At 43.5% G+C, this 26,914-nt stretch carries 25 protein-coding genes; 12 read left to right on the top strand and 13 right to left on the bottom strand.

Annotated features, from left to right (window positions below):
- Positions 1 to 70: 70 nt before the first annotated feature.
- Together ACM64D_RS10595 and ACM64D_RS10590 are read left to right on the top strand one after the other, a co-directional pair.
- Positions 71 to 598 carry a helix-turn-helix domain-containing protein gene (locus ACM64D_RS10595; protein WP_415063186.1) on the top strand — a complete coding sequence of 176 codons (528 nt, stop codon included), beginning with the start codon at positions 71 to 73 and terminating at the stop codon, positions 596 to 598.
- A complete protein-coding gene (locus ACM64D_RS10590) occupies positions 595 to 1,059 on the top strand; it encodes a hypothetical protein (RefSeq protein ID WP_415063185.1) in 465 nt (154 codons plus the stop codon). The genes ACM64D_RS10595 and ACM64D_RS10590 overlap by 4 nt, the downstream gene beginning before the upstream one ends.
- A 635-nt stretch (positions 1,060 to 1,694) precedes the next feature.
- On the opposite strand, the gene ACM64D_RS10585 is transcribed toward ACM64D_RS10590, so the two are convergent.
- Together ACM64D_RS10585 and ACM64D_RS10580 are read right to left on the bottom strand one after the other, a co-directional pair.
- Positions 1,695 to 2,057, bottom strand: coding sequence for a hypothetical protein (locus tag ACM64D_RS10585; protein ID WP_415063184.1), 363 nt, complete (start codon positions 2,055 to 2,057; stop codon positions 1,695 to 1,697).
- A 20-nt stretch (positions 2,058 to 2,077) separates the two neighbouring features.
- Positions 2,078 to 3,604, bottom strand: a complete 1,527-nt coding sequence (locus tag ACM64D_RS10580) for a hypothetical protein (protein ID WP_415063183.1) — start codon at positions 3,602 to 3,604, stop codon at positions 2,078 to 2,080.
- 285 nt (positions 3,605 to 3,889) lie between these two features.
- Between ACM64D_RS10580 and ACM64D_RS10575 the strand changes: the two genes are divergently transcribed.
- Together ACM64D_RS10575 and ACM64D_RS10570 are read left to right on the top strand one after the other, a co-directional pair.
- A complete protein-coding gene (locus ACM64D_RS10575; protein ID WP_415063182.1) occupies positions 3,890 to 4,654 on the top strand; it encodes a hypothetical protein in 765 nt (254 codons plus the stop codon).
- Between the two features lies 1 nt (position 4,655).
- A complete protein-coding gene (locus ACM64D_RS10570; protein WP_415063181.1) occupies positions 4,656 to 4,955 on the top strand; it encodes a hypothetical protein in 300 nt (99 codons plus the stop codon).
- A 348-nt stretch (positions 4,956 to 5,303) separates the two neighbouring features.
- Here ACM64D_RS10570 and ACM64D_RS10565 read toward each other — a convergent pair whose 3' ends face one another.
- From ACM64D_RS10565 to ACM64D_RS10555, 3 genes are all read right to left on the bottom strand, one after another.
- Positions 5,304 to 7,313 carry a hypothetical protein gene (locus tag ACM64D_RS10565; protein WP_415063180.1) on the bottom strand — a complete coding sequence of 670 codons (2,010 nt, stop codon included), beginning with the start codon at positions 7,311 to 7,313 and terminating at the stop codon, positions 5,304 to 5,306.
- Positions 7,314 to 7,321: 8 nt separating this feature from the next.
- Positions 7,322 to 7,486, bottom strand: coding sequence for a DUF333 domain-containing protein (locus ACM64D_RS10560; protein WP_415063194.1), 165 nt, complete (start codon positions 7,484 to 7,486; stop codon positions 7,322 to 7,324).
- Positions 7,487 to 7,765: 279 nt separating this feature from the next.
- On the bottom strand, positions 7,766 to 8,842 hold the full coding sequence (locus tag ACM64D_RS10555; protein ID WP_415063179.1) for a hypothetical protein: 1,077 nt from the start codon (positions 8,840 to 8,842) through the stop codon (positions 7,766 to 7,768).
- A 57-nt stretch (positions 8,843 to 8,899) separates the two neighbouring features.
- Here ACM64D_RS10555 and ACM64D_RS10550 point away from each other — a divergent pair, with 57 nt between their 5' ends.
- Complete coding sequence (locus ACM64D_RS10550; RefSeq protein WP_415063178.1) at positions 8,900 to 10,759, top strand: hypothetical protein; 1,860 nt, start codon at positions 8,900 to 8,902, stop codon at positions 10,757 to 10,759.
- Positions 10,760 to 10,965: 206 nt separating this feature from the next.
- On the opposite strand, the gene ACM64D_RS10545 is transcribed toward ACM64D_RS10550, so the two are convergent.
- Complete coding sequence (locus tag ACM64D_RS10545) at positions 10,966 to 11,322, bottom strand: hypothetical protein (RefSeq protein ID WP_415063177.1); 357 nt, start codon at positions 11,320 to 11,322, stop codon at positions 10,966 to 10,968.
- Between the two features lie 161 nt (positions 11,323 to 11,483).
- Entirely contained in the window at positions 11,484 to 13,037 is a 1,554-nt protein-coding gene (locus ACM64D_RS10540) for a hypothetical protein (protein ID WP_415063176.1), read from the bottom strand.
- 107 nt (positions 13,038 to 13,144) lie between these two features.
- On the opposite strand from ACM64D_RS10540, the gene ACM64D_RS10535 reads away from it, so the two are divergent.
- Positions 13,145 to 13,939, top strand: coding sequence for a S1 family peptidase (locus ACM64D_RS10535; RefSeq protein ID WP_415063175.1), 795 nt, complete (start codon positions 13,145 to 13,147; stop codon positions 13,937 to 13,939).
- 47 nt (positions 13,940 to 13,986) lie between these two features.
- On the opposite strand, the gene ACM64D_RS10530 is transcribed toward ACM64D_RS10535, so the two are convergent.
- A complete protein-coding gene (locus ACM64D_RS10530) occupies positions 13,987 to 14,700 on the bottom strand; it encodes a hypothetical protein (protein ID WP_415063174.1) in 714 nt (237 codons plus the stop codon).
- Between the two features lie 74 nt (positions 14,701 to 14,774).
- Positions 14,775 to 15,023 carry a hypothetical protein gene (locus tag ACM64D_RS10525; RefSeq protein WP_415063173.1) on the bottom strand — a complete coding sequence of 83 codons (249 nt, stop codon included), beginning with the start codon at positions 15,021 to 15,023 and terminating at the stop codon, positions 14,775 to 14,777.
- A 110-nt stretch (positions 15,024 to 15,133) separates the two neighbouring features.
- Here ACM64D_RS10525 and ACM64D_RS10520 point away from each other — a divergent pair, with 110 nt between their 5' ends.
- Positions 15,134 to 16,600 carry a DUF6531 domain-containing protein gene (locus tag ACM64D_RS10520; protein ID WP_415063172.1) on the top strand — a complete coding sequence of 489 codons (1,467 nt, stop codon included), beginning with the start codon at positions 15,134 to 15,136 and terminating at the stop codon, positions 16,598 to 16,600.
- A gap of 491 nt (positions 16,601 to 17,091) precedes the next feature.
- Here ACM64D_RS10520 and ACM64D_RS10515 read toward each other — a convergent pair whose 3' ends face one another.
- Genes ACM64D_RS10515 through ACM64D_RS10505 form a run of 3 tightly spaced genes read right to left on the bottom strand, consistent with a single transcriptional unit; the run spans position 17,092 to position 18,398 of the window.
- Positions 17,092 to 17,409 (bottom strand): hypothetical protein, encoded by a 318-nt coding sequence (locus ACM64D_RS10515; RefSeq protein WP_415063171.1) that lies wholly within the window; start codon positions 17,407 to 17,409, stop codon positions 17,092 to 17,094.
- Position 17,410: 1 nt separating this feature from the next.
- Complete coding sequence (locus ACM64D_RS10510) at positions 17,411 to 18,001, bottom strand: DUF4423 domain-containing protein (protein WP_415063170.1); 591 nt, start codon at positions 17,999 to 18,001, stop codon at positions 17,411 to 17,413.
- Positions 18,002 to 18,011: 10 nt separating this feature from the next.
- Positions 18,012 to 18,398: a helix-turn-helix domain-containing protein gene (locus ACM64D_RS10505; RefSeq protein ID WP_415063169.1), complete on the bottom strand. Its 387-nt coding sequence runs from the start codon at positions 18,396 to 18,398 to the stop codon at positions 18,012 to 18,014.
- Positions 18,399 to 18,660: 262 nt separating this feature from the next.
- Between ACM64D_RS10505 and ACM64D_RS10500 the strand changes: the two genes are divergently transcribed.
- From ACM64D_RS10500 to ACM64D_RS10485, 4 genes are all read left to right on the top strand, one after another.
- Positions 18,661 to 22,110, top strand: coding sequence for a hypothetical protein (locus ACM64D_RS10500; RefSeq protein ID WP_415063168.1), 3,450 nt, complete (start codon positions 18,661 to 18,663; stop codon positions 22,108 to 22,110).
- Positions 22,110 to 22,436: a hypothetical protein gene (locus ACM64D_RS10495; protein ID WP_415063167.1), complete on the top strand. Its 327-nt coding sequence runs from the start codon at positions 22,110 to 22,112 to the stop codon at positions 22,434 to 22,436. Before ACM64D_RS10500 ends, ACM64D_RS10495 begins: the two co-directional genes overlap by 1 nt.
- Positions 22,437 to 22,473: 37 nt before the next feature.
- The gene (locus ACM64D_RS10490) at positions 22,474 to 22,800 is read left to right on the top strand and encodes a hypothetical protein (RefSeq protein ID WP_415063166.1); all 327 of its coding nucleotides are present in this window, start codon (positions 22,474 to 22,476) and stop codon (positions 22,798 to 22,800) included.
- 154 nt (positions 22,801 to 22,954) lie between these two features.
- Positions 22,955 to 24,364, top strand: coding sequence for a lytic transglycosylase domain-containing protein (locus tag ACM64D_RS10485; protein ID WP_415063165.1), 1,410 nt, complete (start codon positions 22,955 to 22,957; stop codon positions 24,362 to 24,364).
- A gap of 53 nt (positions 24,365 to 24,417) precedes the next feature.
- Here the strand turns inward: ACM64D_RS10485 and ACM64D_RS10480 are convergent, their stop codons facing one another.
- Positions 24,418 to 26,046, bottom strand: a complete 1,629-nt coding sequence (locus ACM64D_RS10480) for a hypothetical protein (protein WP_415063164.1) — start codon at positions 26,044 to 26,046, stop codon at positions 24,418 to 24,420.
- A 197-nt stretch (positions 26,047 to 26,243) separates the two neighbouring features.
- Here ACM64D_RS10480 and lipB point away from each other — a divergent pair, with 197 nt between their 5' ends.
- On the top strand, positions 26,244 to 26,900 hold the full coding sequence (gene lipB, locus ACM64D_RS10475; RefSeq protein ID WP_415063163.1) for a lipoyl(octanoyl) transferase LipB: 657 nt from the start codon (positions 26,244 to 26,246) through the stop codon (positions 26,898 to 26,900).
- Positions 26,901 to 26,914: the final 14 nt, after the last annotated feature.

The raw sequence follows: 26,914 nt of genomic DNA, 5'->3' as shown, positions 1-26,914 counted from the left end.
AATACCAGGTTAAACCTCTTTGGGGGATGCTTTCCATTGATGAGACCGAGCATCCCCCGGGTCTGATTCAATGCAAACTCCATCTCGGCGCATTTTGAATGAAGAAACAGCAAAAGTTTCTTTAGCACCCCACAGTCTTTTTCGAACTGGGAACACGGAGTTTTGGTCTGCGGAGAAAATGGTGGAACTCGTGCTCGAAGCCGAGCGCCTGGGCGCAAGCGCTGTGTGCCGCCGGGAAGGCATTGCGCCAGCCCAGCTCTCATGGTGGAAGCAGAAATTCCTTCAAAGCGGCATCGCGGGACTAAAGGACATCAAACGCGGTCCAAAGCAAAAAGAAGATCCAGCTCTTGCGGAACTCAAAGCCGAAAAAGAAGTACTTGCGCAAGCTCTTCTAGAAACTTCGATCGAACTTGCTGCAATAAAAAAAGAGTCGCTTGGTTTAGAGGGGCCGCTGTACGGTCGCCATTTAACTAAGACGCAACGAGAGGCCATCCGGCCTTCGTTGATGAACACATCAAGCATCACTCGGCAAAAAAGCTCTGTGACACTCTTGAAGCACATCCTCGGCCTTACTATCGGTGGAAAGAAAATGGTTTGAAAGAGAATCACGGTGGTGGCGGTGGTAAGAACAAGATCACTCCCAAAGAAGAAAAAACCGTGGTTCGTCTTGGCAAGAAAAATCCAGACTGGCACTGCCGAAGGATTGCCTACCACTTAGAAAAGCACGCAAAAGCATTCATAGGTAAAACCAGAGTGACTGAAATCATGAAAGTGCACGGATTGAATCACCCGTTTGAACAAAAGTCCGCGAAGATTTTGATCCCGCCAGAGGACATGCTGTTGCATGAGCCCTGGCGAAACAATTTAATCTGGGGTATGGATTGGACGTGGGTCAATGTGAACGACAAGTTTACGTTTTTACTGGTGCTGCTCGACTGGCACTCAAGAAAAATCCTGTCATGGGAACTTTATCATAAAATCACCCAGAACGAAGTGGTGACGGTTGTCACCGAAGCTATTGCCAAAGAACGCATGATTTTCTACCGCACGATGCTCTAGCGGATCACAGCAGCGCTAACACTGAGGCCTATGCCAAGAACAATACGAGATCCAGGGGCTCAAGCTGTGGCTCAGCGAGATCGGTAGACCCACAGGTAATGCACGCACAGAGTGAGTCATCGGCACGTTAAAGAGAGAGGAAATTTATCTTCAGGAGCAATACGAAAATGAAGAGGTGGCTTACAGACTGATCAGTACAAAGATCTACGACTACAACTTCCACCGGCCCAATCAAGGAAACGGAGGATTTTCACCAAACTCGGTTCATCATCAAGGCCGTCACGAACTAATGAAGCGAAGAGAAAGAGCTAGACATAAAGCCCAAGAACTGAGAAGAAAACACTGGGAACAGAATCAGTCACCTTCAAACGCGGTGTTGACTTAAACTTCAGCCCACTTTGTGCGGGGGCTGCTCGGACAGGACAGTGAACAATCCAGATATCGTTAAACTTTGCGAAAAAACGTTTAAATAACAAATGAGAAGGCCTCGGAATTCATAAAAATATATTCCGAGCTTCATTCTAGAAAAGATCAGTGGATTCGCCCCAAAATACTTTTTAGAGATAAGCCTTTTTTGAAGGAGCGGTTTCTTGGCTGATGCCTCAATAACCGTCCCGAAAAATTCGAACTTTTTATTATACAGGATCTATAATTTTCAGATACACAAGAACATCATGAAGAATAAATCCAGCCAACAGTATAAACACCACGGCACGGTTGAAATAGTACAATCTCTTGTGAAAATTTTTATTGTTAAAAACATAAACTCTTTTAATAGCAATTAAGTCCTTGTCCGCGCTCATGTTCAATGCAACCAAGCCATCCTGAACTTCTTCCACCGGTTCACTTTTTGATAAGATAAGAAGGAAAAAAACTATAATGTATCCCTTGAGAGAAACCTGTAAGTCAGTCACTATATTAAGAATCCCAACAAGAGTTAGAAGTCCCGCTAAAAATCTAGACTCTTTAATATTAACCAAGGCCAAGTTAGTTTTCATATATACCTCTCTAAATAAAATTAGTTTGAACGCGGCATAGGCGTGCTTGTCATATCTCTAATTGAGATAATCTTGCCAGTCCCATCACGAAGAACCGTTTTCTCCCCAGGCGTCCAATCTTTGGGTTTATTATCAAATGTATTACTCTTTGGAGCAATGCCATTTTTAGCTTCTTTGAAACGACCCGGCGTTGGCGTACTTGTTAAATCCATCTCTCCAAGAATATTCCCATGGCCATCCTGAAGTGGGCGATGGCTTTGATCCTCTCGCATGTGTTCAGGAATAACGGTGGCAATCATAGAACCATCACAGGTTTTGGTAGACTCACATGAGGCCGAGGAGTCGGTCTTTACGTCTTTATTCTTTTGACGATCCGCCCAGTCACCTTTTTCAATTTCACGGTCTTTTTCTTTGGACTTCTCCTCATCCACCTTCTTCTTTGAGGCTTCTTCCTGCTTCTTTTTGGCCTCCATCTCCAACTCCTGCTGTTTCTTTTTTTCAGCTTCTTTTTTTGCGTTTTCTCGTACCAGATCTTGCTCTCTTTGCTTTTCTTCTTTCAGTCGTAATTCTTTGTCACGAAGAACAAGCTCCCGCTCTTGAAGTTCAAGTTCCTTTACTTTGTTTTGATGCTCCTTCTGTGCCGTTTTACTGCATTCTGGTCCATTTAAACATACACCAAGGCCAACGGCGCTGCCAATAGCCGCCCCGGCTGCTGCTCCAGCATAAGCTCCATAGCCACCACCAATCTGATATCCCGTGCCCGCCAGGGGAACCATCCACTTCAACATCTCAAACGAAACCTCCCTCATACACACGCTCACACAATGATTGCTCTGGTCTGAACTAAGTTCTCGATAAGACTTATTGCTGGCTGATAGAGATGCCTGATTGCGATTATCATTGGGAAACACCTTATTAAGTTGTGCTCGGTCTTGCGTAAACTGCCGAGGATCTGATGGCATCCTGTTGCTCACTCCTGCCATGAACTGAAATATTTGATTATTTTGCAGACCTAAAAAGTCAGAGGCGCAAGATCGCAAACATTTCATTCTGGAGTCTGGTGACACTAGCAAATCATCTCTCAGCCCTGTCCGTGGATCTTTAGTGTAATCCACAAATGCTGCAGAGACCTCCCCAAGTTCACGATTGAATCTACCAAGTACATCCAAGAATCGATTTGCCGGCGCATACTGTCCCAACTGTATTGCCTTCTCTAGAAGAGGGGCTGTCCTTAAAGATAAAAGAACTTGAGGTCCTCCCTGCGCATGGACATCTCTTTCCATAAGGGTTTTAATTTCCTTGTACCCCCCAACACCCACAGCCTCACTCAACGCAGCTGTTGAATCCACCAGTTCCTGTAGCAACTTTGGATCGTTGTTCAAGTTGCCGTGAAAAGCCCAATAGTAAATATGGGTTTGCAATTCAGACTCTAGATTCTCCTGAGCTTGAATCTCATTTGCCAATGAGATCTGACTATAAAAGATACTCACCAATATGGTCAGTGCCATCAGCCCACGCGATAAATCGAACAAAAGTCTTGATTTCATCGTATTACTCCTTCATCAAGTGACGTTGACAGGGCGTTTACGCGATTTCCTCCCTTCAAATCAATAAAGGGGTCCCCGACGACCCAAAACCGCCGCCGCGGCGCCCTTCTTTCATCAGGCAGTGGCCTAAGTGCTTGTTCTTATTGGAGGCCTCGCCGCCGGACCGGAGGGAGTCTGTGAAATTATTATACAAGATCTTAATTAGCAATTAGGTATTGTTTACATCCCTATTGCGACCTCCCCCTTTTACACGTAGAAAGATCAGGCAATCACAAAGGAGATATTGTGAATACTGATATGCAAGTACAACTAAGTCAGCTTGTCGAAAGGTGGATTTCTCAGCAACCATCCAGATCTGTCGCTGCTTTATCCAGATTGAGTGGTGTTGGAGAATCCTCAATTAGAAGACTTAAAAATGATGGTGTTCTTCCGACAGAAACCAATACAATGAAGATTCTCTTAGCAATATCAGAGCAAAAAAGTATCTTAAAAGCTCTGAATCATTTTGAACAAACGACGCCCGTGATCTCAGACTATCTTAAGTCAAACTTTCCGATGATCACAGAGAGTTTCTTCAATGAGTCAACCGCAATTGTGGATACGGGCGAGTTCATGAATGATTACAATTCATATCTCGTTTTTAAACTAGCTAGTGGTCACGGAGGAGTTTCGCGCAAAAGCCTTCTTGATCTCATTGGTCTTCGAGCCAATTCAGCTATAGAACAATTAATAAATCTTGATCTCGTATCTGAGAACGATGGCATACTCATCGCTGCAGTAAAAAGTTTCACCACTTCTTTAGAGGTTGCAAAACAGCACGCCATTAAAAATATCGACAACTTTTACAAACCAACCTCAATCCACAACTCCTTCTGCAACATTTCAGAAAATGTTAGCGTAGAAGGATTTGGCGATATTATCGAGCTTGTGCATGAAGCCCGTGCAAAGGTGCTTCACATTATGAAATCAAAGCCAGGTAAAATCCCAGTCATGACGGTAATGGCTACTGACACCATGACTGTTGTCGATATTTTCGGAAAGGGTCACTAAGATGAAAACATTAATTTTTCTTATTTCATTATTTTCAGTAACATCTTTTGCTGGTGAGGCGACCTCGGGTGGCGGAGTCAGGCCAAAACAAAATGCCAATTTTTCTAGCCCAGTGGTTGAATATATTAAAATTATTAACTTCCAGCAAAATGGTGGAATTCAGATAAAATACCAAAATTCCATCAACCGCCAAATCGAAACTCATGTCGTGAATAGCGTAGACCTCGATCCAGCAGTGCTCGATGCCGTCCTTCGCTCAGCTGAAACTAGTAATTGGGAAATCATTCTCAATCAGAACTAATGTGACCACCCAAGAAGAGCTTTCTCGCAGAAGTCCGGCCAAAAGCCGGACTTCTTATTTCTTGATCATGGCCCGCCATGAACCTCATGATGAAGTTGGCCGTTTCTTAAGGCCCTTGCCAACTTCACCATAGTATTTTTTTGATCGTAAACGCACCATGAGCAGCTAGAGCCGAGGTCTCGTCCCGGAAGTCAAAAGCGCAAGGCGATTGATTACAGCCTGAGTCGTTAGCAAGGTCTTAGTTTATTTTTAAGTGATACCCGTGTGCCGTTGTCGAATAGTGAGACCTGTACATTGTGCCTTAATTTAGCAGTAATAAAAATAGCCCAAAGGTATTTATTCGCCATTTTAACCTTCAATGAAAGTATCAGCTCTTCTGATTTCGAATATTGCTGATTGAGCACTTTCATTATAAATGGGAACTGACAACAGGTTGTTCAGGGATTCGAGAATCCTATTATATTCAGAAAATATTTTCAATTTTGTGGGGTTTTGCCGAAGCACCAAGGGAAGGCTGTCTCGTGCAATCCAAATTCCAGTCGTGACAAGCCGCTCATTATTTGATTTTAAAAGATCCAGAAGATCTTTTAAAAGAATCCTATTTGGTTCCTGTTTTATTCTTCCGGACAGTACATTCCCCATCAACCGATAGTAATTATCGGGAATCTTCTTTTTTAAAAGTTCTATTGATGATGCAACGGTCGCAAAGGGAACCTTCTCCAGAAGTGTCTCAATTGCATTTGCGTATATTCTCGGTGATACCCCCTCCTCGATTGCCAGTATAGACGTGGTTAAATCAATTGTCCATTGCCCCTTGGGGATGAGTGTACGGCCGACCATCATGAAAGTTTCAGTTGCGGTCGGAAATTTAGTTCCTATCTCGAATGAGGTATAGATCTGTAAGGTGGAAGCATAAGCCCGCAAAACGTCATCAGAAACATATCCTGGTTTGAATGATCGAAGTGTCTTTATTAGATTTTCTGCTGAATCCGGGGTCTGGCGCAAAGAGTTCATGATTTCCACAATGCACTGATCGGTTTTGGGTAGATATTCCGTCGGAGTTTCTGAGAAAAATGAGTCGACAAAAGTGATCGTTTCATTGCTTGAAAAACCTTTGAAAAGAACATTCTGAGCATTGTTAAGAATTGCTATTTGTTTTATCTCATCGGTCATTGCACTTTCAACAATTAAGCGATTGCGATCTTTATCAGCTATTTCATTCAGCATTCTTTGAGACTTTATGAGTGCCAGGCCCGCATAAAAATAACCAAAAGGCAGCTTCATGAACCATAGCTTTGAGGTAGATATAGATGCCTTTAGTGTGAAAGCTCTTGGGCCACCGATATCCTCCAGAGAATTGAAGATATCACGGATGCAACAAGTCGCGCGCAGATTTCGATTATGCATATTTTTGTCGTCGTTTTTGAACACAACAACAAACTCATCACCGATAAACTGATACACAAGACCATCATGCCGATTTATGAGCTCGTCAGAAATCGCTGCGTATCGGACCATCAGATCTAACATATCTTCAGGGTGTGTGTTTAAAAAGGTTTTTGTATAGTCATTCAGATCAAATCGCAATATGGTTGCATCAAAATTTATTGGCAATTTATGTCCGCTTTGCTTGACCTCATCTAGCAGCTTTTTTGTCACCGTAGATGAAACCAAGGCCAGCTCTTCTTCTGTTTCCTTAAGCTTAAAATATGTCGCTTCACTGGCCCGAGCTAAAGTATCAAACTCAGAGAATCTCAGTAACCTGTTGGCCCAACTGAGTAATTTTTGGGAAATAAATCCTTTTTCTGAAACGCTTCGGATTGAGCCAAATAAGGGTGCCAATACCAAATATAGAACGAGGGCAAAGATAACCAAGCCTTTTAAGAAGTAGTACCAGGCATATTTATTCCGCGCTTCTTGCATGGCTTTAATTTGCTCATCAGAGTCATTCACGGAACCCGTTACTAGCAAGTAGCTACCTATATCTGTCGCTCGATAGGCGGTGCCAGATTTTGGTGTGGATACGAGCTCGTCAAATATTTTGTATCTCAGATTTATTTTTGATACGTCGTGTTCTTTGTTTTCAAAGCAGAGAACGCCGTTCTTTTCATGGCGAATCATAAAAAAAGCGATGTACCCGTTATTGTATGCTTCTTTTAGGCTGCGACAGGCGATATCTGCATTCTGATCGTTCAAATAGCCTTGAGTCGTCTTCGATAAGTAAACATTCAAGTCTTTCCTAAACTGAATCTCTGTTTTTGAAAAACTGTGGTTTGATGAAACCATCTGAAAATAGTCGACTCCAAAAAATAGCAGCGTCAGAATAGCAAGAGAAGTCGGAAATATTCTAAACGTCACTTGGAATCCTATCTAATCACTTTTTTGGGATAATGAACAAAAAGGGCGCTCCAAGAGTCCAGCATTGATCCGTCTTGGAAGCGACAAAAGTCAAATGTTTCACCCTTCTTGTTGAAGGCAATAAAAGGTTTACCCTTCATTGCTTCACAATACGCTGGTCCTGGACTGAACATACCTGACCTTTTCACTTCCGGATAGGCGAGCGGCACCTTTGACTTATCTCGGGCGTCACATTTTCTATTTTTACATGACGAAGAAAGAATCAGTTTGTTTTCGACAATAGAGTCGAAGATTTCGTATTTGTCTTTTAGAAAAAAGGTAAATTGGCCATCTATCAGAGAGTTTACCGGTGGCTGAGGAGGTGGTTTCGTATCTTTCTTTGTTTTGGCCGACGTCAAATGAAACGAAAGCAAAAATACAGGTAGAATTATTTTTAGGTGGCTTGAAGACATCTATTTACCTTTTTCTTTCGGTTCGATCCAGGAAATAACACCTGCCTCAAGTGGTTCTGTCTCTTTCAGCAGAGTCTGAGCATCGACCCAGCCATCATCGTATTCTTTCTGCCAGCTTTGTCCCCATGAATTGTGCACCTTGAAAGACTCTCGACACTCACCGTTCGCTTTACAAGCCTTTCTGTAGCCCGCAATTGCCACAGTGTGCGCGCCCGTGCATTTTCCATTACTTTTCTGAAGGCAAATTCCATCAAGTTCAATGGCGCGCCCATTTTTTAAAATCTCTTTCATGACACCAATAAGCTCTGATTGCGTCGCAACTTTGTCTTTTTCATCTGGAAACATCTTAACTGTAGCAGTTGAACTAAATTTAATCAGGTCAGTGCAATCTTTCTCAACCGGATCAGATATTCTGTTTTTTAAGAAGATTGAAAAAAGGAAGTGTTCGAAATCGTGTTTTCCAAGAGCTTCTTCTAATTTGGAATTTTCAATTTTCATCTGAAAGTCCTTTAAAAGATTCTGAGAGAGACATTCAATACAAGTTGTTCCTTCTGTTTTATTTTGATTGAATTGCACTCGTAATTTCTCGAACAAAGCGGCAGTAACTCTAGGATCATCGCCGTATCTACTTACGAATTGATCAAATGGGTAGCAAGAGTCTGCCCGACCAAATCCAACAAGATCCACGGCGGTTAAAAGGGCCGCGAAACCGCTGCCGCCATTCGCAATTGACTCATAAGTATCTATATCAACAGGTGAACCATTTTTATCCGGTGTTGAAAATGCAGCCATCTGAAGTGGAGAAATTTTCTTTTTCGGATCGAGTTTACCGCAATCCAATTTTTTTCTTTGACAGTAATGCTGCTGAAGAACCGCTGCAGAGCTAAAACCGTAGCAAATACCAAGGGAATCTTGAGATTCTACTTGAGGCATGTTTGGTGCTAGAAGCGTTGAGGAGGCGTCCGGCTTATAGATTGGATCAATGGTGGCAAATGCATCGAGTCGCGCCCACCCGCCAAAGCTATTAATTGGTCCGAATAGGGCACTAAAAATTAAGAGAACTATTCTTTTTTTCATACGATTAGGATACAGTATCAACTAGAATATATTTAATAACTTTAGCGAGGCTAGACCTTGGTCCATCTTAAAAATTCTATTCCAATTTTTATCTGTGGAATGTTCCTTTTGTTATCCCCGCCAAAAACTCTGGCAAAGGCCCCTTACTTTCATAAAAGTTCTGGCAGAGGTATTTCGAATATTTCTAAGAATCGAATTGTCTTTAAAGATCAAGGTGGGACTACCATTTTAGAAAGAAGCGATCGAAAGCTAGGGGACCAGCTTTATATTAATAGCTCCGGGATCATATTACTTCGTACTATAAATTCGAAAAGATTCATTAGCCAAAAGAGATTTTTATCGGGTCTTACTCAAAATATTGATTATATCGAGGAGAACGGCCGTCTACGACCACTTCGCGGGTGGATTACCCGCTCCAAAGTAATGAATGCCTCGGAAGAGGTGCTTAATATGGCAAATTGCTCATCTCGTACGGATCAATTTAAGTCCATAAGAGCTGTGGCCGCTGTTATTACACGCGAGAAGGATGCTGAAGATCTCGGTGATGCAATTTCTGAAAATCTTTTCGATGAAAGCTGTCCAAGTGTTGTCAAAGCGAAGATTTCGAAAAAATTTGCGGAAGATTTGGCTATTCAAAGTAACGGCGATGGTTTATTAGACTGCCTTGATAACCCCGAGAAGTATGCGAAATCTTCGATCAGCCCTGAAATTAAGAAGGATTTTACACGAATTGGAACAGGCTTTTCAACTATTCTGGCGGATATAGATGATGGCCCCAGCAAAAATTTGATTTTCTCTTGTCGAGAGGAAAAGAATTCCCCCGTTGCAATGCGCTTTCTTGAAAATTCACCAAGAGCTATTCAAATTTCTTTGAATGACGGAAAATTACCACTCCCATCAGATGAGAAGGTGCCTATGCTGCTCTATCATGAACTTTTGCATTATAGCGGCGTTTCTGAAGAGCAAAAAGTCGATGCAATACTGAAATTATGTGAGAATAGCGATGGATCAGCTCTCGAAGAGCTACAAAAAAATACTATTCAAAAAGATGTACGAAAGAAATGTCCCAAAGGCGATCCGAACTGTCAATTCACTCCTCCATGGGAATCTAATCCCAAGGAGGACATAAAGGCAGCAATTGCCAACGTAGATACTTCAAACTTGCCAGGAACAGAGCCTTTAAATGCCCCGCCGACAAATGATACAATCGCGAGGGCCTATGAGCCGGGACCGAATCAGGAAGGCGCAATTCAGGAGGTCGCAGCTGGGATGGCAAATACATTCGCAAGAGTGCAGTCATTCTCAAATGCGGTCATGGGCGCCGTAATCCCAAATGCCGTCGCGGGAAGTCCTACTTCACAAGTCCAGGGCGGAAATGTACGCAAAACAACCTACTCCTCAGGTACAAAGTTAGAAACAATAGAAGAGTATTCTGCCGATCCGAACGCCAATGTTGTTAAAATTGATTTCAACAGCAGCAAACAGAGTAACCAGCAAGCCCCCAACCCCTCAAAAGAAGTAGCGATTAAAAAGCAACAACCAAGAATGCCAGGATCAGAAGGCACTGCGGTGCCGTATAGCGAAGCTTCCGCTGACATCGCAAGCTCAGGCGCTACACGCTCAGGTGAGTCATCCAGTTCAGGGCAGGCAAGGAAAGGAAAGCAATCAGTAAATAAAACAGGTCAAAATACAAACTCTCAAAATCACCAAATTTCTCTTGATGAAATCAGAACATTCATCAGCGGAGCCTCTGCTGATCAGGTTGAAGCAAAATTGAAAGATAAACAGTTTACAGGAAATCTGCAGATGCTGAAAATCCGTATTACATCTGATGGGAAAGCTTACGGCTCTCCGAGCCCGTCATTAAAATTTATTCGCGATGGTAATAAATTTATTCCAGAAAATCAGTCCCCGTAATCTAACTTTTACGGCCATTTTTCAAGATGGCCAAGATCATAGAGAACGTTTAATCAGCAGTGGATCTATATTTTGACTTTGTCCGAGCTCAGGGCCTGACTGTTCCTTCGTATTAAGAGCGCTTCATTAAGTTTCTGCTAAGTCCTCAATGCAAACTCATCTCAATAGCAAAGATGATCCGCCAAGCGCTGCCCACATAGTTATCCTTACACAGGATCTATAATTTTCAGATACACAAGGACATCATGAAGAATAACGCCAGCCAGTAGCATAAACGTTCCGAACCGATTGAAATAGTATAGTCTCTTGTGAAACTTCTCATTGTTGAGCATATAAACTCTTTTAAGAATAATTAAGTCTTTAGTGTCCAACCCCAGAGCGAAACCCTCCTGAACAGCCTCCACTGGTTCACTTTTAGACATAATAAAAAGGAACCAGATCATAAGGTATGCCTTGAGAGAAAACTGCAGGTCAGTCACAATAGCTAGAACACCAATAACAAATATTGGTACCGCCAAGACTCTAGATTCTTTCATGTTAAGTAATGCCAAATTAGACTTCATACATACCTCTCTATATTAAACTAGTTTGAACGCGACATTGGCGTGCTTTTTAAAAGATGGGCAATCTCCTCAAGGTCACTCTCAGTTTCCATTTGGATATCGGCAGAAAGTTTGTCCAATTTTTTTAATATCACACAAAGTTCCTCAAGGGGATTTAATCACTAAGGTTGTAACGAATCCCGCAGCGATTGATATCTGTTTCTAATTTTTTCCCAGATATCTCCATGCGGTCCAGTAATTCCGTCGGGACCCACTTTTTCAATTCCTCCAGCGACTCCTCGGAAACCATTGGGATTATAGGTCCCCGGAAGAAACTTACGCAAATCTACGTCACCAGTTTCTTTACCTTTCGGTGATCCTTTTTCTTGGACTGAACTTTCTAGTTTCAAACTTTCATACCGCTTTTCTGCGGAAGAACCTGAGGCTCCAGAACTATAGAATCCATCCGTTACAGATTGATCCTTAATGCCCCTCTTCTCTTTGAGACGTTTTTCCATTGTTGAAGTAAGGTTGCCGCCGCTCAGGTTAGAACTCTCGCCCTGCCGCCCATCAACAGCATCGTAGGCACTTGCGGCGCCTTCTCCTCCTGATAGAGAATTACTTTTACTGCTTATATTACTGTCTTCAGCGAATGACTTCCCTTTTCCTGGTGAGCTGCCCCTATCTGATATTACAGGACTACGATTATCGGTATTTTCTTGTTGTGAGGTACAAATCGGATTACTCGGCGACTTACTACAAATACATACCTTATTGCTGGCCATCTTAGGATTGGTACAGTCCATTTTCTCCTGTGGAGCACAACCTGGATAATCGGGATCCGTCTTACAGATTTCGCCCGGAGCTCCGGTCCCGCTGGTGAGGCTGGCGCAGGCCTGCGAGTTGGTGTGCATCATCGCATAGTTCTGCGCGGCCGCAGCCGCCTCTGCCATTTTTGCAGAGAATGACTTACATGAAGAAGCGTTTCCCGCCATAGCTGATCGAGCATCAGTCACTCGTTGCGAGCCGCTGTTACCACATTTGGGAGTAACTGATACTGAGCATTTTGATTCGCATACACTCACCGCACTAGAACAAAGCTGTCGGTAACTTATAAGGGCGAGACTAGCCGCCTTAGCGACGCTTGCCATTTTCGAACAACTTTCTTGAATACCCATCGAACCCTTTTGACCAGCAAGGAGAGTTGCTTGAGAGGCCATGTTGGCCACGGAGCTAAGACCAGAGCTGTTCTCATCACAGGATTTAGCGGCTTTTAACGTCGCTTGCTCACAGGTAGAAACTTCCGTGTCAAAATTCTCGGTACATGACTGAGTTGCGGATTTGTCACCTTCAGGAGGAGTTTTATTACCTTTCCCTGGATCCGGCACCACATCCGGGCCAGGAAGAGATTCCTTGGAATTGTCTTTTGAGAGAAAGGGTTGCTCTGCTTCGCACATTTCAATACAGCTCTGCATTTGCCCAATACTCCAACCCCGGGCATAACCTCCATATTCTTCGGCATCGGCCCTGGCTTGTGCGAGAGCCTCATCAGCGCTTTTCTGACATTGATCCTCACAAGGTGAGGCCAATGCCAGGCTTTTAGATAAAAAGACCGTTAAAAATAGCAAATAAACTGATCTAGAAGATGCAAGCGGGTGGAGTCCAAGGCGATATCTTTCAAACATATTCCCTAAATTATGATCTGTTTTGTTTAGAAATGTCGACAAAATAGTCAACTAGATATTATTTACCAGTCAGGTCCCAACGTCCCCGATATGTCACTTTTTGAGATGAAAAATGTCCTTCTTCCCTATATACAGGTTCCTGTTGATGGAGTTGATCTATGAAGTTCTTAAAACCCTTGGGCTTACTTACTCTTTTGGCAGGTTGTTCACAACAACCCGCTCTGATGGAAGCACCAAAGTCCTTTTCCTTGATTGGTGGCGAATATGTTAGCGAGGCAGATCTCGCTGGGAAGTCCACAATCGCCATTTTTTCGACGCATACAAATAGCAAAGGCGAACGGTTTTATAACAAGTGCGGAGCCGTCATCGCATCTGAGAGCGCGGTCATCACTGCGGCCCATTGTGTTGATCCTACCAATTTTGTTTCCGTAGAAAGCACTCTTGTTTTTAATAGAGATCTAGAGGATCTTAGAACCGAGGTACATACCCGCAAATCGAATACCATCATAATACATCCTGCATATAATTCAGCCCAGAATACCTCAGATATTGCTGTTATTCAATTTACTGGAGGACTACCTGCTGGCTATAGCCCTGCTACCATTTCTCTAGACCCCATCCCTCTTGAACCAGGCGATTCAGTAAGAATCTTGGGCTATGGAATTAATGACGAGCTTTCAGGAAAAAGTGATAATCGCCTGAGAACTGCCGTCGTAGATGTTGATGGAGTTTCAGAGACATCAGGCGTCTCTCTTAGGCAACAACCGACGTATGGATCCACCTGTTTTGGTGATTCCGGAAGCCCTTCATTTTTCGAATATAAAGATCAGCTTGTCGCTTGGGGTGTCGCCTCCACGGTTAGGGGTCGCATGGGCTATAAGTGTAACTTTCGATCCTTCTATATGCCTTTTTGGATGTTCAAAGATTTCATAAAAGAGAATTTATCGCTGTAGCGAACAGCTACGTTCGGAAAAGGCTCAATACGACAATAACAAGATCACTATGATCCGTGAATGAGACCCCTCAGAAGTGAAAACTCCGCGGATGTGGTTCCGCGGCAATACGGCAATGATCGCGTGAAATTCAACAATGCCCTCTTATTTGCAAGAGTCTCGGCCACATAGTATTTAGGGTTGTCGTTTAGGGGTTGCCAATAGTACCCAAGTCCCTTATTACTTCCAGTTCCAATGTATCCGCCGTGCTTGTTGAGATAGGACTTCATTGTTTTGATCGCACAACTGATATTCTTTGAATCTGTAATTGTATCTTGAGTGGTTTGTAAGTTACTACAGTCCCCCACCGACATACTAAATAACCCATTTGATGAACTGCCGAAAGAAGCACCTTTGCTTTCGAAAAAGGTTTGGGTCGATCTAAAGCCGCTTTCCTGCTCAGCGAGCTTTGAAGAGAAGTTTAACCAAAAAGATCGTCTTTGCAGTAGAGTCATATTTTTCCAATTAGAACAATAGACTGCAGCGTCTTTTGGATTCGTGTAAGCCAACCCCTCTCGATCAATTGCCGCCAACGTGTGTGCGGTCCATTCTTTTCCTTTGGAGTGATACTGCCACGCCGGCAAACCTGAACCAGTTGGAGGCTTCGCCCCCGAATAAGCGGATTCACATCTCGTACAACTACTGTAAGAAGATGATCCATTTCCGAAAAATCCCGCTACTTTCGAACCCGCTTGAGAAACAAAGTTTAGAGCTTTTGACATAGCAATCGACTCTGCCGAAAGAAGCGAAAGAATAGTCCCTATTGATACGAAAAAAAGAAGTCTTCTGAAGTTCACTATCGAGTTCCTTCCTCTGACTTCTCATTAGCATTTATATATTCGTAGTCTTCATCTTTGGGTGTCTGATCTTTAGAATTTGTTCCCAAACTGAGAAAGCGCTTCTTAATCGGACAATAAACACAATTCTTATCTCCGCCAAGCTCTGAGCATTCTCCTGTATTTTTGAAACTATTAAGATTTGGATCGGAGGCCTTGGCAAAAAGTGGAATAAATATAAGAATTGCGAAAGCAGACTTACGGAACATATTATACCTACCTATAAACTAGTTTATATTAACACCTCAGTCTAAGTCGAACCTTTTTCTTTTACAGGACCATTGATTTGGGTTGATAATTAATGTTGATCGGAGATCTCATGATTAAGATTGTCCCCGCCTTACTGGCTTCAATGATTGTTCCGCCAGCTCTCGCAGTTGTTGATACCTCTAGCGGATCATTCATACACTCATGGGTAGATTACGAAGGAAAAGGTTTAGACTTAAACATCAAACTTGAGCGCACCTATAACAGCCGTTCCAATAGCAAAGGCTGGTTTGGCTTTGGATGGTGTTCAGATTTAGAAACGGCAATCACTGTAAGTGAAAACTCCATTGCTGTTAATCACTGCGGATCGGGCGAGGAGGTTGTTTTTCAAAAGACGGGGACTGTATTTAAATCTCCAAAAACTCACGATGGAATCTTCAAAAGGAGTGGATCAAGCTATGTTCGCACCTTCGCTGATGGGACCACAGAAATGTACAGCTCCAGCGGAAAATTGTCAGAGATTCGTAAACATGACGACTATATTGCTCTAAAATACAATGAACAAGGGATGATCAAAAGCCTTCAGGATAGTGGCGGCCGCATTGTGACGACCGAGACAGATCAAAACGGATTTATAACTTCCATTACTGCCCATCTTCCCCAAAAAGGTGGACAAAAACAGAAAGAGAAGATTGCAGAGTACACATACAAAGACGCTAACCTTGTTAGCGCCACAAACTCCTGGGGGAACACGTATACCTACAGTTACGATAAGGAGCACAACCTCACCAAGGCCGTTTGGCCAGGGAACAATTTTGCCGAGATCGAATATAATTCAAATGACTGGGTAAAATCCCTTAAGGGCACCAACATTTGTACAGAGGATTACGCTTATAAGGTTGATGGCGCAAAGAAACCCCCACGTTACACAGTGGATGTAAAAAAGAACTGCGATCATGGCGTCGTCTTTGAGAGAAGGTACTCATACTCCTATGCTCATGATCATCGCCGAATTGTTGCGGCAGATGTGGATGTGGACGGCGTTCGACGAGAATTCAAATACGACAATGACGGCAATGTAGTCGAGGTCACGGAATACCGCCCTAATAAAACAGGAATTGCCAAGATCGTAACCCAAATTTCAAGAAATGAGCGCGGGCACATTATTAAGATTAGTAACCCCTTTGAATCAAAAACATATAAATACAAGACAGGGTCTTCGCGTGATGTTGTCACAGAAGTTTCTTTGGAAACGATCGCTCTGGGTAAAACAATAGATTCGATAAAGTATACCTTCGGCTATGACGATGAGGATCGAATTGTATCCCTCGCTAAGCCGGATGGACAACGATTGGACTTCAAATATGACCAGGATCGAATTATCAAAATCTCTTCAAAAGATATGACTATTGATGTGGTCTATGATCCAGACTCAACCGAGCCAAATGCCATCAAATTTGCCGGAAAAATTTTATCTTTGGCGATCTATGACAAATCCACCATTCCTCAAGAATTATCAGCAGTCGAGCTATATTTTGACTTTGTCCGAGCTCAAGGCTTGACGGTTCCTTCGTATTAAGAGCGTTTCATTAAGGTCTGGCTAAATCCTCAATACAAACTCATCTCAATGGCAAAGGTGATCCGCCAAGCGCTGCCCACATAGCTATCCTCACACAGGATCTATAATTTTTAGATACACAAGAACATCATGAAGAATAACGCCCGCCAGTATCATAAACGTTCCGAACCGATTGAAATAGTATAGTCTCTTGTGAAAATTCTCATTGTTGAACATAAAAACTCTTTTAAGAATAAATAAGTCTTTGGTTTCCAAACCCAGAGCGGCCCCCCCCTGAACAGCCTCCACTGGTTCACATTTAGACATAACAAAAAGAAATAGGACCATCATATACCCTGTCATAGAAACCTGCAGGCCAGTTACCATGCTAAGTATGAAAACAATTGATAGTAATCCCGATATGATCCTAGATTCCTTAATATTAACTATGTACAAATTGGTTTTCATGTAGTTCCTCTTTGAATGTCCGGACCGCACACCAATGCCAACATTTACTCCTCGATCCCTTCTGGAACGATCTCCCAAGTCTTTGCTGCTTCGGATTTCTTGAGGGCTTCGATGTATCTCCCGCGAATCTCTTCGATATTGACCTGATATAAATCAGGAGTTTGACGGCTTTTATCTTTAAAATAGAACTCCACTTGCTTGCCTCGGACATTTCTAAATTTAACCATCTCCACAGATTCCAAATGGAGACTGAAGTTATTGGGCGTTGGACGAGTTCCTCCGGTACTTGTTGAGCCCGTACCTCCAGCTAATGAAGTAGAAAAGACAAACAATGAGACTAAGATCAAATAAAGGTTTTTCATACTACTCTCCCTTTCGTGACTTGACCGGGACTGGCCGTGTTAACTCGGTCATTGAAAAATTGAAACCCACAAGCATGTCATTTATTGAAGAGTTGCGAGCCTCCATATTTGCCTGAGAAATTAGGATCTCGATCCCTGATGAAAACTTCCTATATATTTCTTCATTCCAAAGATAGGTGCCCGTGGTTTGAGTATTAATTATATTCGGACATTTCTTTATGAGTTGACCCAGTTCACTAGAAAAAAGATATTGTGCCGCAACGCTGTCGATATGAGACAGATACTCATCGAAATTTATACCAAAAGAGATATAACTTCCATCCGGTCTACTTTTTAACATTCCAAACTCTTGAAGATCCTGCAGGGCATATTCGACCTCTTTGGGGTCGGCCCAATTAAGATGCTTCTGAAGCCACTCGACCGAGGCCTCAAACCCATCTAAATCAATGAGCCCCAGGATGGACCTCATCAACATGGATTCAGCCACCTCTCGGACATGTTCTTCCTTAAAGGTTATAGAACCCATATCTTCAATAAAGGTTCGCGGCGTATCCACTCGTGTATCTTTCGAGACGTCAATTTTATTAGACACCGTCTTCTCCTTATTTCTTTAATTCATGCTCGAGTCTTAAACGAATCTCTTGGATCTCTTGGGATTTGACTCCCTTGGATAATACCAACAAGTGTTCAAGCGCATTCTTTCTTTTTGACTTAGGCAATGATGCCAACAGTTGGTCCACATCGCCCCTGCTGCGCTCTTCCCTAAGCCCCAGAATCCTTGAGACTTCTCGTTGGATTAAATCTGAGAGATCAATTTTTAAACAAGATAAAATCGCCTCGAAAGTCGAAAGCTTTATATCGGCCTTTTGCCCCAGGAAACGACTGAGGGTGGCATCAGTGATATTGGCCTCTTTCGCAATATCCTTCTGTCTTCGCCCGGCAAGATGAATCACCCTACCGGTTTGAACTGCAACCGTGGCACGTATCATTCTAACCTCTCTATAGTATCACCGTGTCTACACAGTGACACAAAATGCGATCTTCACGACCTCAGACTCAAATAAACCTTTAGGTATTTGTTTATTTTGTCTTTTGGACCTACATGAGCAAAGAGCATACCTGTAAAAAATGGCCTTAATGCCTACCATGTAAACATAAGAAACTGTTTATAAAGAACATAGGCGAACTGGAGCTTGGCTGAGGACTTGCATTCGAAAATGTCGTGAGGCTTTCACAAGGGAGAATCTTGCCATGAGGATCAAAGAATTTGCCAAAATTGGGGGACTGATCTGCTTTCTAATCGGTGGCGATATCATGGCTCAGGCACCAGAGTTAGCGGTAATCAAAGAAGGCCGTCTTGCAATCTCCTCGCAATGTGCTGGGGAGCGAACCGTTGGGACGACCGTGACCATCCCTCAGAATGTTCCCTATGCCTATTCGCACACCCAGGTCATCGTGGAGAGTGAGAACGGCCGCAGAACCTATACACATAAGTACGACATCAGATCTAAAACCGTCTTCATCACTGCCAAGGCAGATAGCAACGATGACTGCGGGTGTTTCGGACCAATATGCAATAAACCCGGCTCCAATATAGCTATTCGATATATCGTTTATGCTCAAGTTAACGCATGCGATCCCACCCCGGATCTACCAATGGAAGATACCGTAAGTGCTGTCGACTATGCACAGGCCTTGGAAAGGCTTAATCAAGCAAAAGAATGCAATAAACTAGTACTGGAAAATAAAAAATCGGAACAACTTAACTTATTCACCACAAATATTACCAATAAAGCAATCGCAAGATACGGGGAACAAAAAGCTCATATCGCGAAAGATTTAGCTGAAACTCAAAAAATCAAAGCCAAATTATTTACCCTAAAAACAGAGACCAACGAGCTTCGTAAGCTCTCGGCTCAATTGGGAAAAATGCTTTACGATATGGACCTGGCTTTTAGCGAAGGCTTTGACTTTACTGCAGCAGTGATGCAGGTATCTCTTCAATTACAAAGCCTCAAGGAATGGAAGCGGACTCAGGAAGAATCAAATCAATTTTTGATCAAAAATCCACACCTTAAATCATTTATTGATGAGCGTAGACGTGCCCTAGGCCTCCCCACAAAAATCCCGACACCTTTTATTGTTGAAGGTTCAACCTTTTCCACGGAAAAGTGGATGTATGGATTGCAGCAACATCTGGAAAGATTCAACCATAGCTACGATACACTAAATGAAAAAATCACCTCCACGAGGCTTCAAATTTCATCAATCGCTCGGGAAAATGTCCGGTTGATTAATAAGATAGATCTGGGCCAAGTGACGGGCCTATCCGAAATTGAGTCGTTGCTGCTTCAATACAAAAGCAAAGCAAACAATCTTTATTCAAAAGCGTTAGAAAATCAGGAATCCCTTGGAAATCTTCATAAACTAAATAGTAAAAGTATTGATGAATGGCTTTGCCTTAGCGAGGGTTTAGCCTGCCCGACAACTGCATGGCTCCGACCACCTATCGAAATAACAAGAACTTTTAATCTGTTGGAGGGACCTTGGCCCTCGAACCTTAATACACAGACTTGTCTTACTCTGGAGTTCTCAACAGACTACTTCTCAGAAATGATCGCCCTCCCCCAACAAGCCGACACCAACTTCGCCAATATTAACGGGCGTGCTCTCTTCTTTAAGATCGACACTTCCTCCATTGAATATGACCGAGGAAAGGTCATTCGCAGTCGAGTTTTAAGCTGTTTTCCGTCGTCCTTGTTGAAGATGAACTCAAATCTAATCGAATTGAAATATCGGTATGGCGACGGTTCTCCTCTTTCTGGCAGCTCGTCATCAACGCTGTACGCCAACTATGGAAAGCCAAACCAAAGGATCGTCTGCCAAGAGAGTCGCATGGGCTCCACATTCGGAGCACGTGGTTGTTCTGGTTCGATGACGATGGATCTTCAGGAGCTTGATCCTGGTCTAAAGAAACGCATTAGAGACTTACAGGCGGAGTCGAGATCTCTAGATTTGGAACTTCGAAAACAAAATGAAGAACTGGAAAATCTTAAAGAAAAGTTAGACCACTATACAAGAATAGACATTGACAATATCACACCCAACGAAATCCGCTCTATTTCGGAGGATCTTGATGTTGTCGCACTTACGATTGAGGATTTGCGCCTAAGAGCCCGCATTGACAAAGAACAGGTTGAAAATGAAATTGTGAGCTTATTGGGCGGTAACAGCGGAGATAGTGTTGAGACTATCCTGGAAAAGTCCTACGACCTTTCAAATGACAAGATTTTGGGCCCTATTGTTATTCCCAATCTCAGCTTGATTGAAGCAACCATAGAGGCTCAAATGCTGAGTGGCTCGAAAGAGAAGACTTCGCTAGATCTCAAAACAGCTTACGACAAAACGAAAAGTAATATTCTTCGTGAGCTGCAAACAAGTATCGACACTCAAAACTTCCGGCAGGCCGATGCCGTTCTTAAAAGCTGGACACACACTCGAACTGAAATGTTCCAACGCTTGAAGAGCAGAAAAGCTGGTGCCATAGAGCTTGATATCTTTCGAGCGATGGTTGCCGATACAAATGCCAACATAGAAAAGTATTTCGATGCTGATGGCTTCTTTATCGCCGCTCAAATTCCAGTTGATATCAAAGCTTTCATCGCAAGAGAAGCTAAGACCGGAAATTTTGCCGATGAACTCAGAATCGCAATGAATAAAAATACTCAAGATCACCTGGACGCCCAGCAAAAGATCAATCAGATCAACTTCTATATGATGATGAGAGCCTTTAACGATCTACTCAGCTTCAACGGCAATTTGGATCGTGAGAATCTGTCCCCCCAAGCACGCAAAGAAATAGAAAAAGGTCTTCTTGCGATGGTAGAATCTGGGTTTCGCATGGGAGCTTCATTTACTCCTGTCGGCAAATTTGTAGATTTCTGTGAGCTAGTAACGGGGCGAATGCTGTGTACTCCGAATGGGGAGGAGCTTTCTGATACTGATAGAGCCATAGCTGGTCTTGGAATCTTCATCGGTTCAGGCGCACTGATTAGAAGTGTGACCAGGTCACCAATTATTAAAAACTCCACATCCGTGTCATTTTTGATGACTGGCTTTAGCAAGCTAATACAGAACAATAAAGGTTACTTCAAAACGGATGGCGAAAATCTAACTGATCTTGGACGGAGACTAATAAGACTTATTAATCCGAAGGTCAGTAAAGGAACAGCTCAAGAGATCGTTGCTCGATCTGAGAAGATCCTACTAGAATATCTTCGTGACTTCAAATCCTTTGTTTTTCTGGATCCGACAGTTCATAATGAGTTTTTAAAGAAGACTCGTAACTATAGATTGCCGTCTTGGGATATCAGATATGGATTAATGAAGGGGTCTATATCTTCCGAAAAAACTTTCGTGAGGTTCTTTTCCTCGGAAAAACCTGGCGGAAGCTGGATGATTCCGACAGAGATCGTGAAAGGACTAACCCCCGCCGAAATTGCCGAAACTTTGGCATTGGAGACAATTCCAAACAGATACGTGAGGGTTGTTGTTCCCGCTGGCGAAGATCTATTCATGGGTCGTGTTGCACCGAATGCGTTTGGGGGAACTCGTGAAACGATTCAGTTTTTCATGGATACTCCATTTCCGGAATATTTTAAAAAGATCAATGTGTTAAATGGCGTATTCGGAGGTTTTTAGTGGAAGCAATAGCAAGAAGAAATGAACGTACAATATCTATCAACGGTAAAACAATTGAGCTACCAGCAAGCATTCGTCACGGCATTATTTTTCAGAATATCTTCGTGGTTGTTCTAGATGCATACTATAGCATGAGAAATGTATTCGCCTTCGATGAAGAAGGAAACCAGATTTGGACCATTGAAGAGCCTGATTTTGAAGTAAAAGGCGTAGGATATGCTTTAGTGGATGGGGATGGTGGCAAGCTGATGGCTCTTTGCCGAGGTGTTCAATTCTTTATCGATCCAAAGACCGGTAAGATATACGATTCATATTTTGACAAATAGCTATCAGATACAAGTCTTAAGATTTTCGAGGTTTTTAATGGAAGTGATCGCAAATAGAGGAGACTCCTCAATAACGATTAACGGCAAAACAATAGACCTACCTGCTAGCATCAGAGAAGGACTGGTTTTCGGTAACATTTATGCTGTCGTTTTGGATGTCAAATATAGCATGAGAAACGTATTCGCCTTCGATGAAGAAGGAAACCAGATTTGGACCATTGAAGAGCCTGATTTTGAAGTAAAAGGGGTTGGATATGCCCTTGTGAGTGGTCGCAGTGGAAAGCTGATAGCTCTTTGCCGAGGTGTTCAATTCTTTATCGATCCAAAGACTGGTAAGATATACGATTCTTATTTTGACAAATAGTTGATTCAATTCGAGAGGCAAATTCAGGCCAATTCGATGACCCGCGTGTTTTGTTGCCACTGACGTTCTTTTAGACACCCAGGCCGGCTCAGAACCAATAGGCTGGGGTTAGTCCCCCAGTACCCTAGCACCACTCTTGCTCTTTATGTTTGGCATGAAGAGCATACAAAGTATTAAGACCATCAAATCATTTGTCTCAAAACGAAGCACTCGCAATGTCTTTAAGTCATTGGTGGGAATGACAGCTCTTTTGGTGCTCTTTAACTCTGTTAACGTGCCCGTGATCGTACAGCATATTCAAAAGCTTATTTTGGATGGAGAAGTTTTCTCTAAAGACCCCAATATTGTCTATCACCGTGAAGAAATCCTGAATGATTACCAAGATCGTATCTCCGAAGATTTCACTATCCCCGCTGGCTTACGGGACCGTGTTGGTTTTTGGTTTGATATCTATACTCGCTATGACTCTAACAACCGCGTGGTGCATCACTCTCAATATCCTTGGATTGTTTTTAAGGTGGTCGACGTTACAGGTATTATCAATGCCGAGACCCCAAAGGTGCGTTGGCTTCGCAATGTCAAAGCTGACGAGTTTGTCGCTGATGAAGTTCGCAATATCCGCACAGCCCTGAAGGACTTGGCTGATGGTGCCGCCATCGACAAAGAAAATGAATATCAAGTCGCCGTAGCCAAGGCTCTGGAAGCTTTGCCCGGAACCCTCAGCGAAAAAGCCCAAGAGGCTCTTAAAAAGGTTCGCGTGCAAACCGGCCAGAAGAACTTCTTCGCGGAAGGCCTTGAAGTCAGTCCTCTTTATCTAAGCGGCATGGAAGAGATCTTCCGCAACCATAAACTTCCCGTGGAACTCACTCGCATCCCTTTTGTCGAAAGCAGCTTTAACAAACACGCCATCAGCAAAGTGGGTGCTTCCGGCATTTGGCAATTTATGGACTACACCGGCAAAAGCTTTATGACCGTGAATGAGCACATCGACGAACGTAATTCCCCATTTAAGGCCACCGAAGCGGCCGCCCGACTTTTAAAAGAAAATCACATGATTCTTCGTCGCTCTTGGCCTTTGGCAATCACCGCCTGGAATCATGGTCCTTCAGGAATTCGTCGTGCGATGAAAGCGGCGGACAGCGAGGATCTTGCCGAGATTGTCGGCAACTATCAATCTCGCACCTTCGACTTCGCCTCTTCAAATTTCTATAGTGAATTTTTGGCGGCCCTCTATGCCGAAAAATATCATGAGCAGATTTTTAAAGATCTGGAGTATGAAAAGACTTTGGATCTGCACACAGTGAAGTTAGCACGTCCGATTGGGGCCAAAGAACTTTTACGTCGCAGTGGTTTGGCGAAAGAGGATTTTATCCTTTACAATCCAGATCTGCGCAAAGCTGTCGAGCGTAATAGCGCGATTCCTACCGGTTTCACCTTGATGGTGGACACCCCTGCGCGTTTGATTTTAAAAAGTCTTTTAACCAAAGACACTCGCCCCAGCGACACCAAAGTCAGTCAAAGTGGTGTTTCTTTCAACTCAAACCCTGAGGCCCTGCGAAACTAAAAGAGGGCCTCCACAAAGACCCTCTTTCACTGTTCATTTTTTAAAAGATCCGCTTATTTCAAGCACGAGTAATACACTTCGTAATTCCCAGCTGGCAACATTCCGTCAAACACCAGATTCAGGCCTTCCATCTTGCTGGTCCCATTGTAAACCTGACCATCTTTAAGAACCAAGATAGATCTCATGGAGTCCACAATCGGAGCACATGACAAGGTGATGGACTTCAACGTCTTTCTGACACCCTCGGCGATGCCTTGCACTTGAGCCGCATAGTCTGTGGCACACACATCCCCGATCACTCCGCCAGTCAGCTTTGAAATCTGTTCGTAACGATATCCCGCTGAATAACCTTCGCCATTCAAACAAGCTTTGTCTCCAGGGCGAGCAATGATGGAGTGGAAACTCATACTTTTTTGTCCGGCAAAACTATCTTGGACAAATTTAACAAAATTCGCAGGATCATTCTTCGGCCCGTTCGCAGACTCATCTTCGTCGGAAATCAAAACTACGGCCAGTTGCGCATCAGGACGGATAAAGTTGGTATTGCCTCCAGCAGCCGCCAAGGATCTTTCGATGGCGCGATAAGCAACGTAAATCCCTTGTTCACTGCCACTTCCTGTCTCAGGTCTTTGCAAAGTCATACCCAAGGTGTAGCGAGCGTCCGCATCCGACACCGAAGAGGTCAAAATATATGAACCCGTTTTTCCGTAAAGAGGAACTAAACGACCGTCCCCCAATGTTTTGTGAACAGGGTCCGTGGTTGTAACCGCAATCTGCCAATCCAGCCCCTTCACGACATCCAAGAAATTGCGAACACGAGACGCCATGCTTTTTTGTTCATAAGCCATGGAACCCGAGTTATCGATGACAAAAAGGATATCAACTTTTTTATACTCATTCACTTTCACATTCTGAGCCATCTGTTTATACAAAGAGGAGACTTTGAAAGAAACAGACTTCTGTGAAGAAAATCCCAATTTATCTTTAGCCAAAACAGTGAGTGTGTAATCGCCTCCAGCCATTTTAGGGAAGAGGATTTTATTTTGTCCGGCAGCACAAGGTTTGCTGGTATTGGCGAATTGACAAGTCACTTCGGCAACTCCCGCCCCAGGGTCTGTCACAGAAAATACGATCTCCACATCCAACCCCTCCTCGACAGGAGCCGAAGGATATTTCGCAAAGACAATGTCAGGGCCTGCCTGATCGATAAAGATACTTCTGACATTACAAGAACTCATACGACCATCATGATCGCGGAACTGCACGCTTAAGGGGACATTTTGATTGATCTTTGAGCTGACAAAGGAGCCTACGTCCGCGTATCCCGCCCAAACACCTCCGGTGCAGGTGTCATTCTCTGAAACCTTGGTATAGGCGGCATAGAAGGGAGGATAGAAATCCAACATGAGATTGGTCGAAGATGTCAAAGCTTGCCCTTTGTTGATGTAGAATCCATCGGGTTCACTGGGCAGTTGCGGGGTGGAGCTGCCGCCATCATCGGGAGTTGTATTGCCGCCGTTCTGACCGCCACCATTATTACTGGTGTCTTGACCTGGATCAGTAATTACAGAGAAGTCTCCGTTATTCAGATTCGAAGGAACTTCCGTCCCTTGCCCGCTCTCAAGACATCCTGTCAGCATCATCCCTGCAAGAAAAACTGTCATCAGTCCTAGATTTTTCATAACAATCTCCCTATCCATGCTTCCATTGTTCCGACTGTTGAGGGTGCTTTTCAAGGGAATCTCATTCTGAAATTTTTCTGACTAAACCCTCAACACAAGCCCCTTAATTGCTGTCAAAATGTTCTTCATTACCTCTGAAAATGGCCTCCCCAAAGAGTTTGCATGACTTCTTCGTAAGATGATGGCAAAACGAAGACATGGTGGATTTGGATTTTCAAGACTGGGGTCTCATCAACTACGAAGAGGCTTTAGCGAAGCAAAATGCTCTGGTGGAGAAGGTGCAGACAGAAGACCTTCCAGGTTTTTTGATTTTTTGCACTCACCCTCCCGTCGTGACCCTCGGGCGAGCCACCAAACCCGGAGACGTCTTCGCGTGGCAAGGGCCGGTCATGGAGATTTCTCGAGGCGGCCGCGCCACTTATCATGGTCCTAGCCAATTGATCGTCTATCCCATTCTGAATCTTGCGCACATCCGCAAAGGACGCCGAGACCGTGAAATTATCGGTTACTTGCGCGTCTTTGAAGAGTCCATCGTGGACGTCCTTGGCGCTTACAAAATCGAAGCCCAAGGAAGATCTTTACAGAAAAATCCACAGACAAACTCAGAGGCAGACGAAACCGGAGTCTGGGTGGGAAATCGCAAACTGGCATCGATTGGAATCGGTGTTCGCAAGTGGGTGACGTTCCATGGGGCCGCGATCAATCTTCACTATGACCCTCAAGCTTTCCGTGGAATGAATCCTTGTGGGTTCACGACAGAGACCATGGTCAGCCTTGAACAACTTCTTGAGGCACCTGTGGATGCACAGGCCTTCAAAGAGCTACTTAAAAACAAACTTTTACGAGCACTTTAAAAGCCATCCTCTAT

The sequence above is a fragment of the Bdellovibrio sp. genome, assembly GCF_047637665.1.
Lineage (GTDB): Bacteria > Bdellovibrionota > Bdellovibrionia > Bdellovibrionales > Bdellovibrionaceae > Bdellovibrio.
This window is presented reverse-complemented; position numbering and strand designations above follow the sequence as displayed.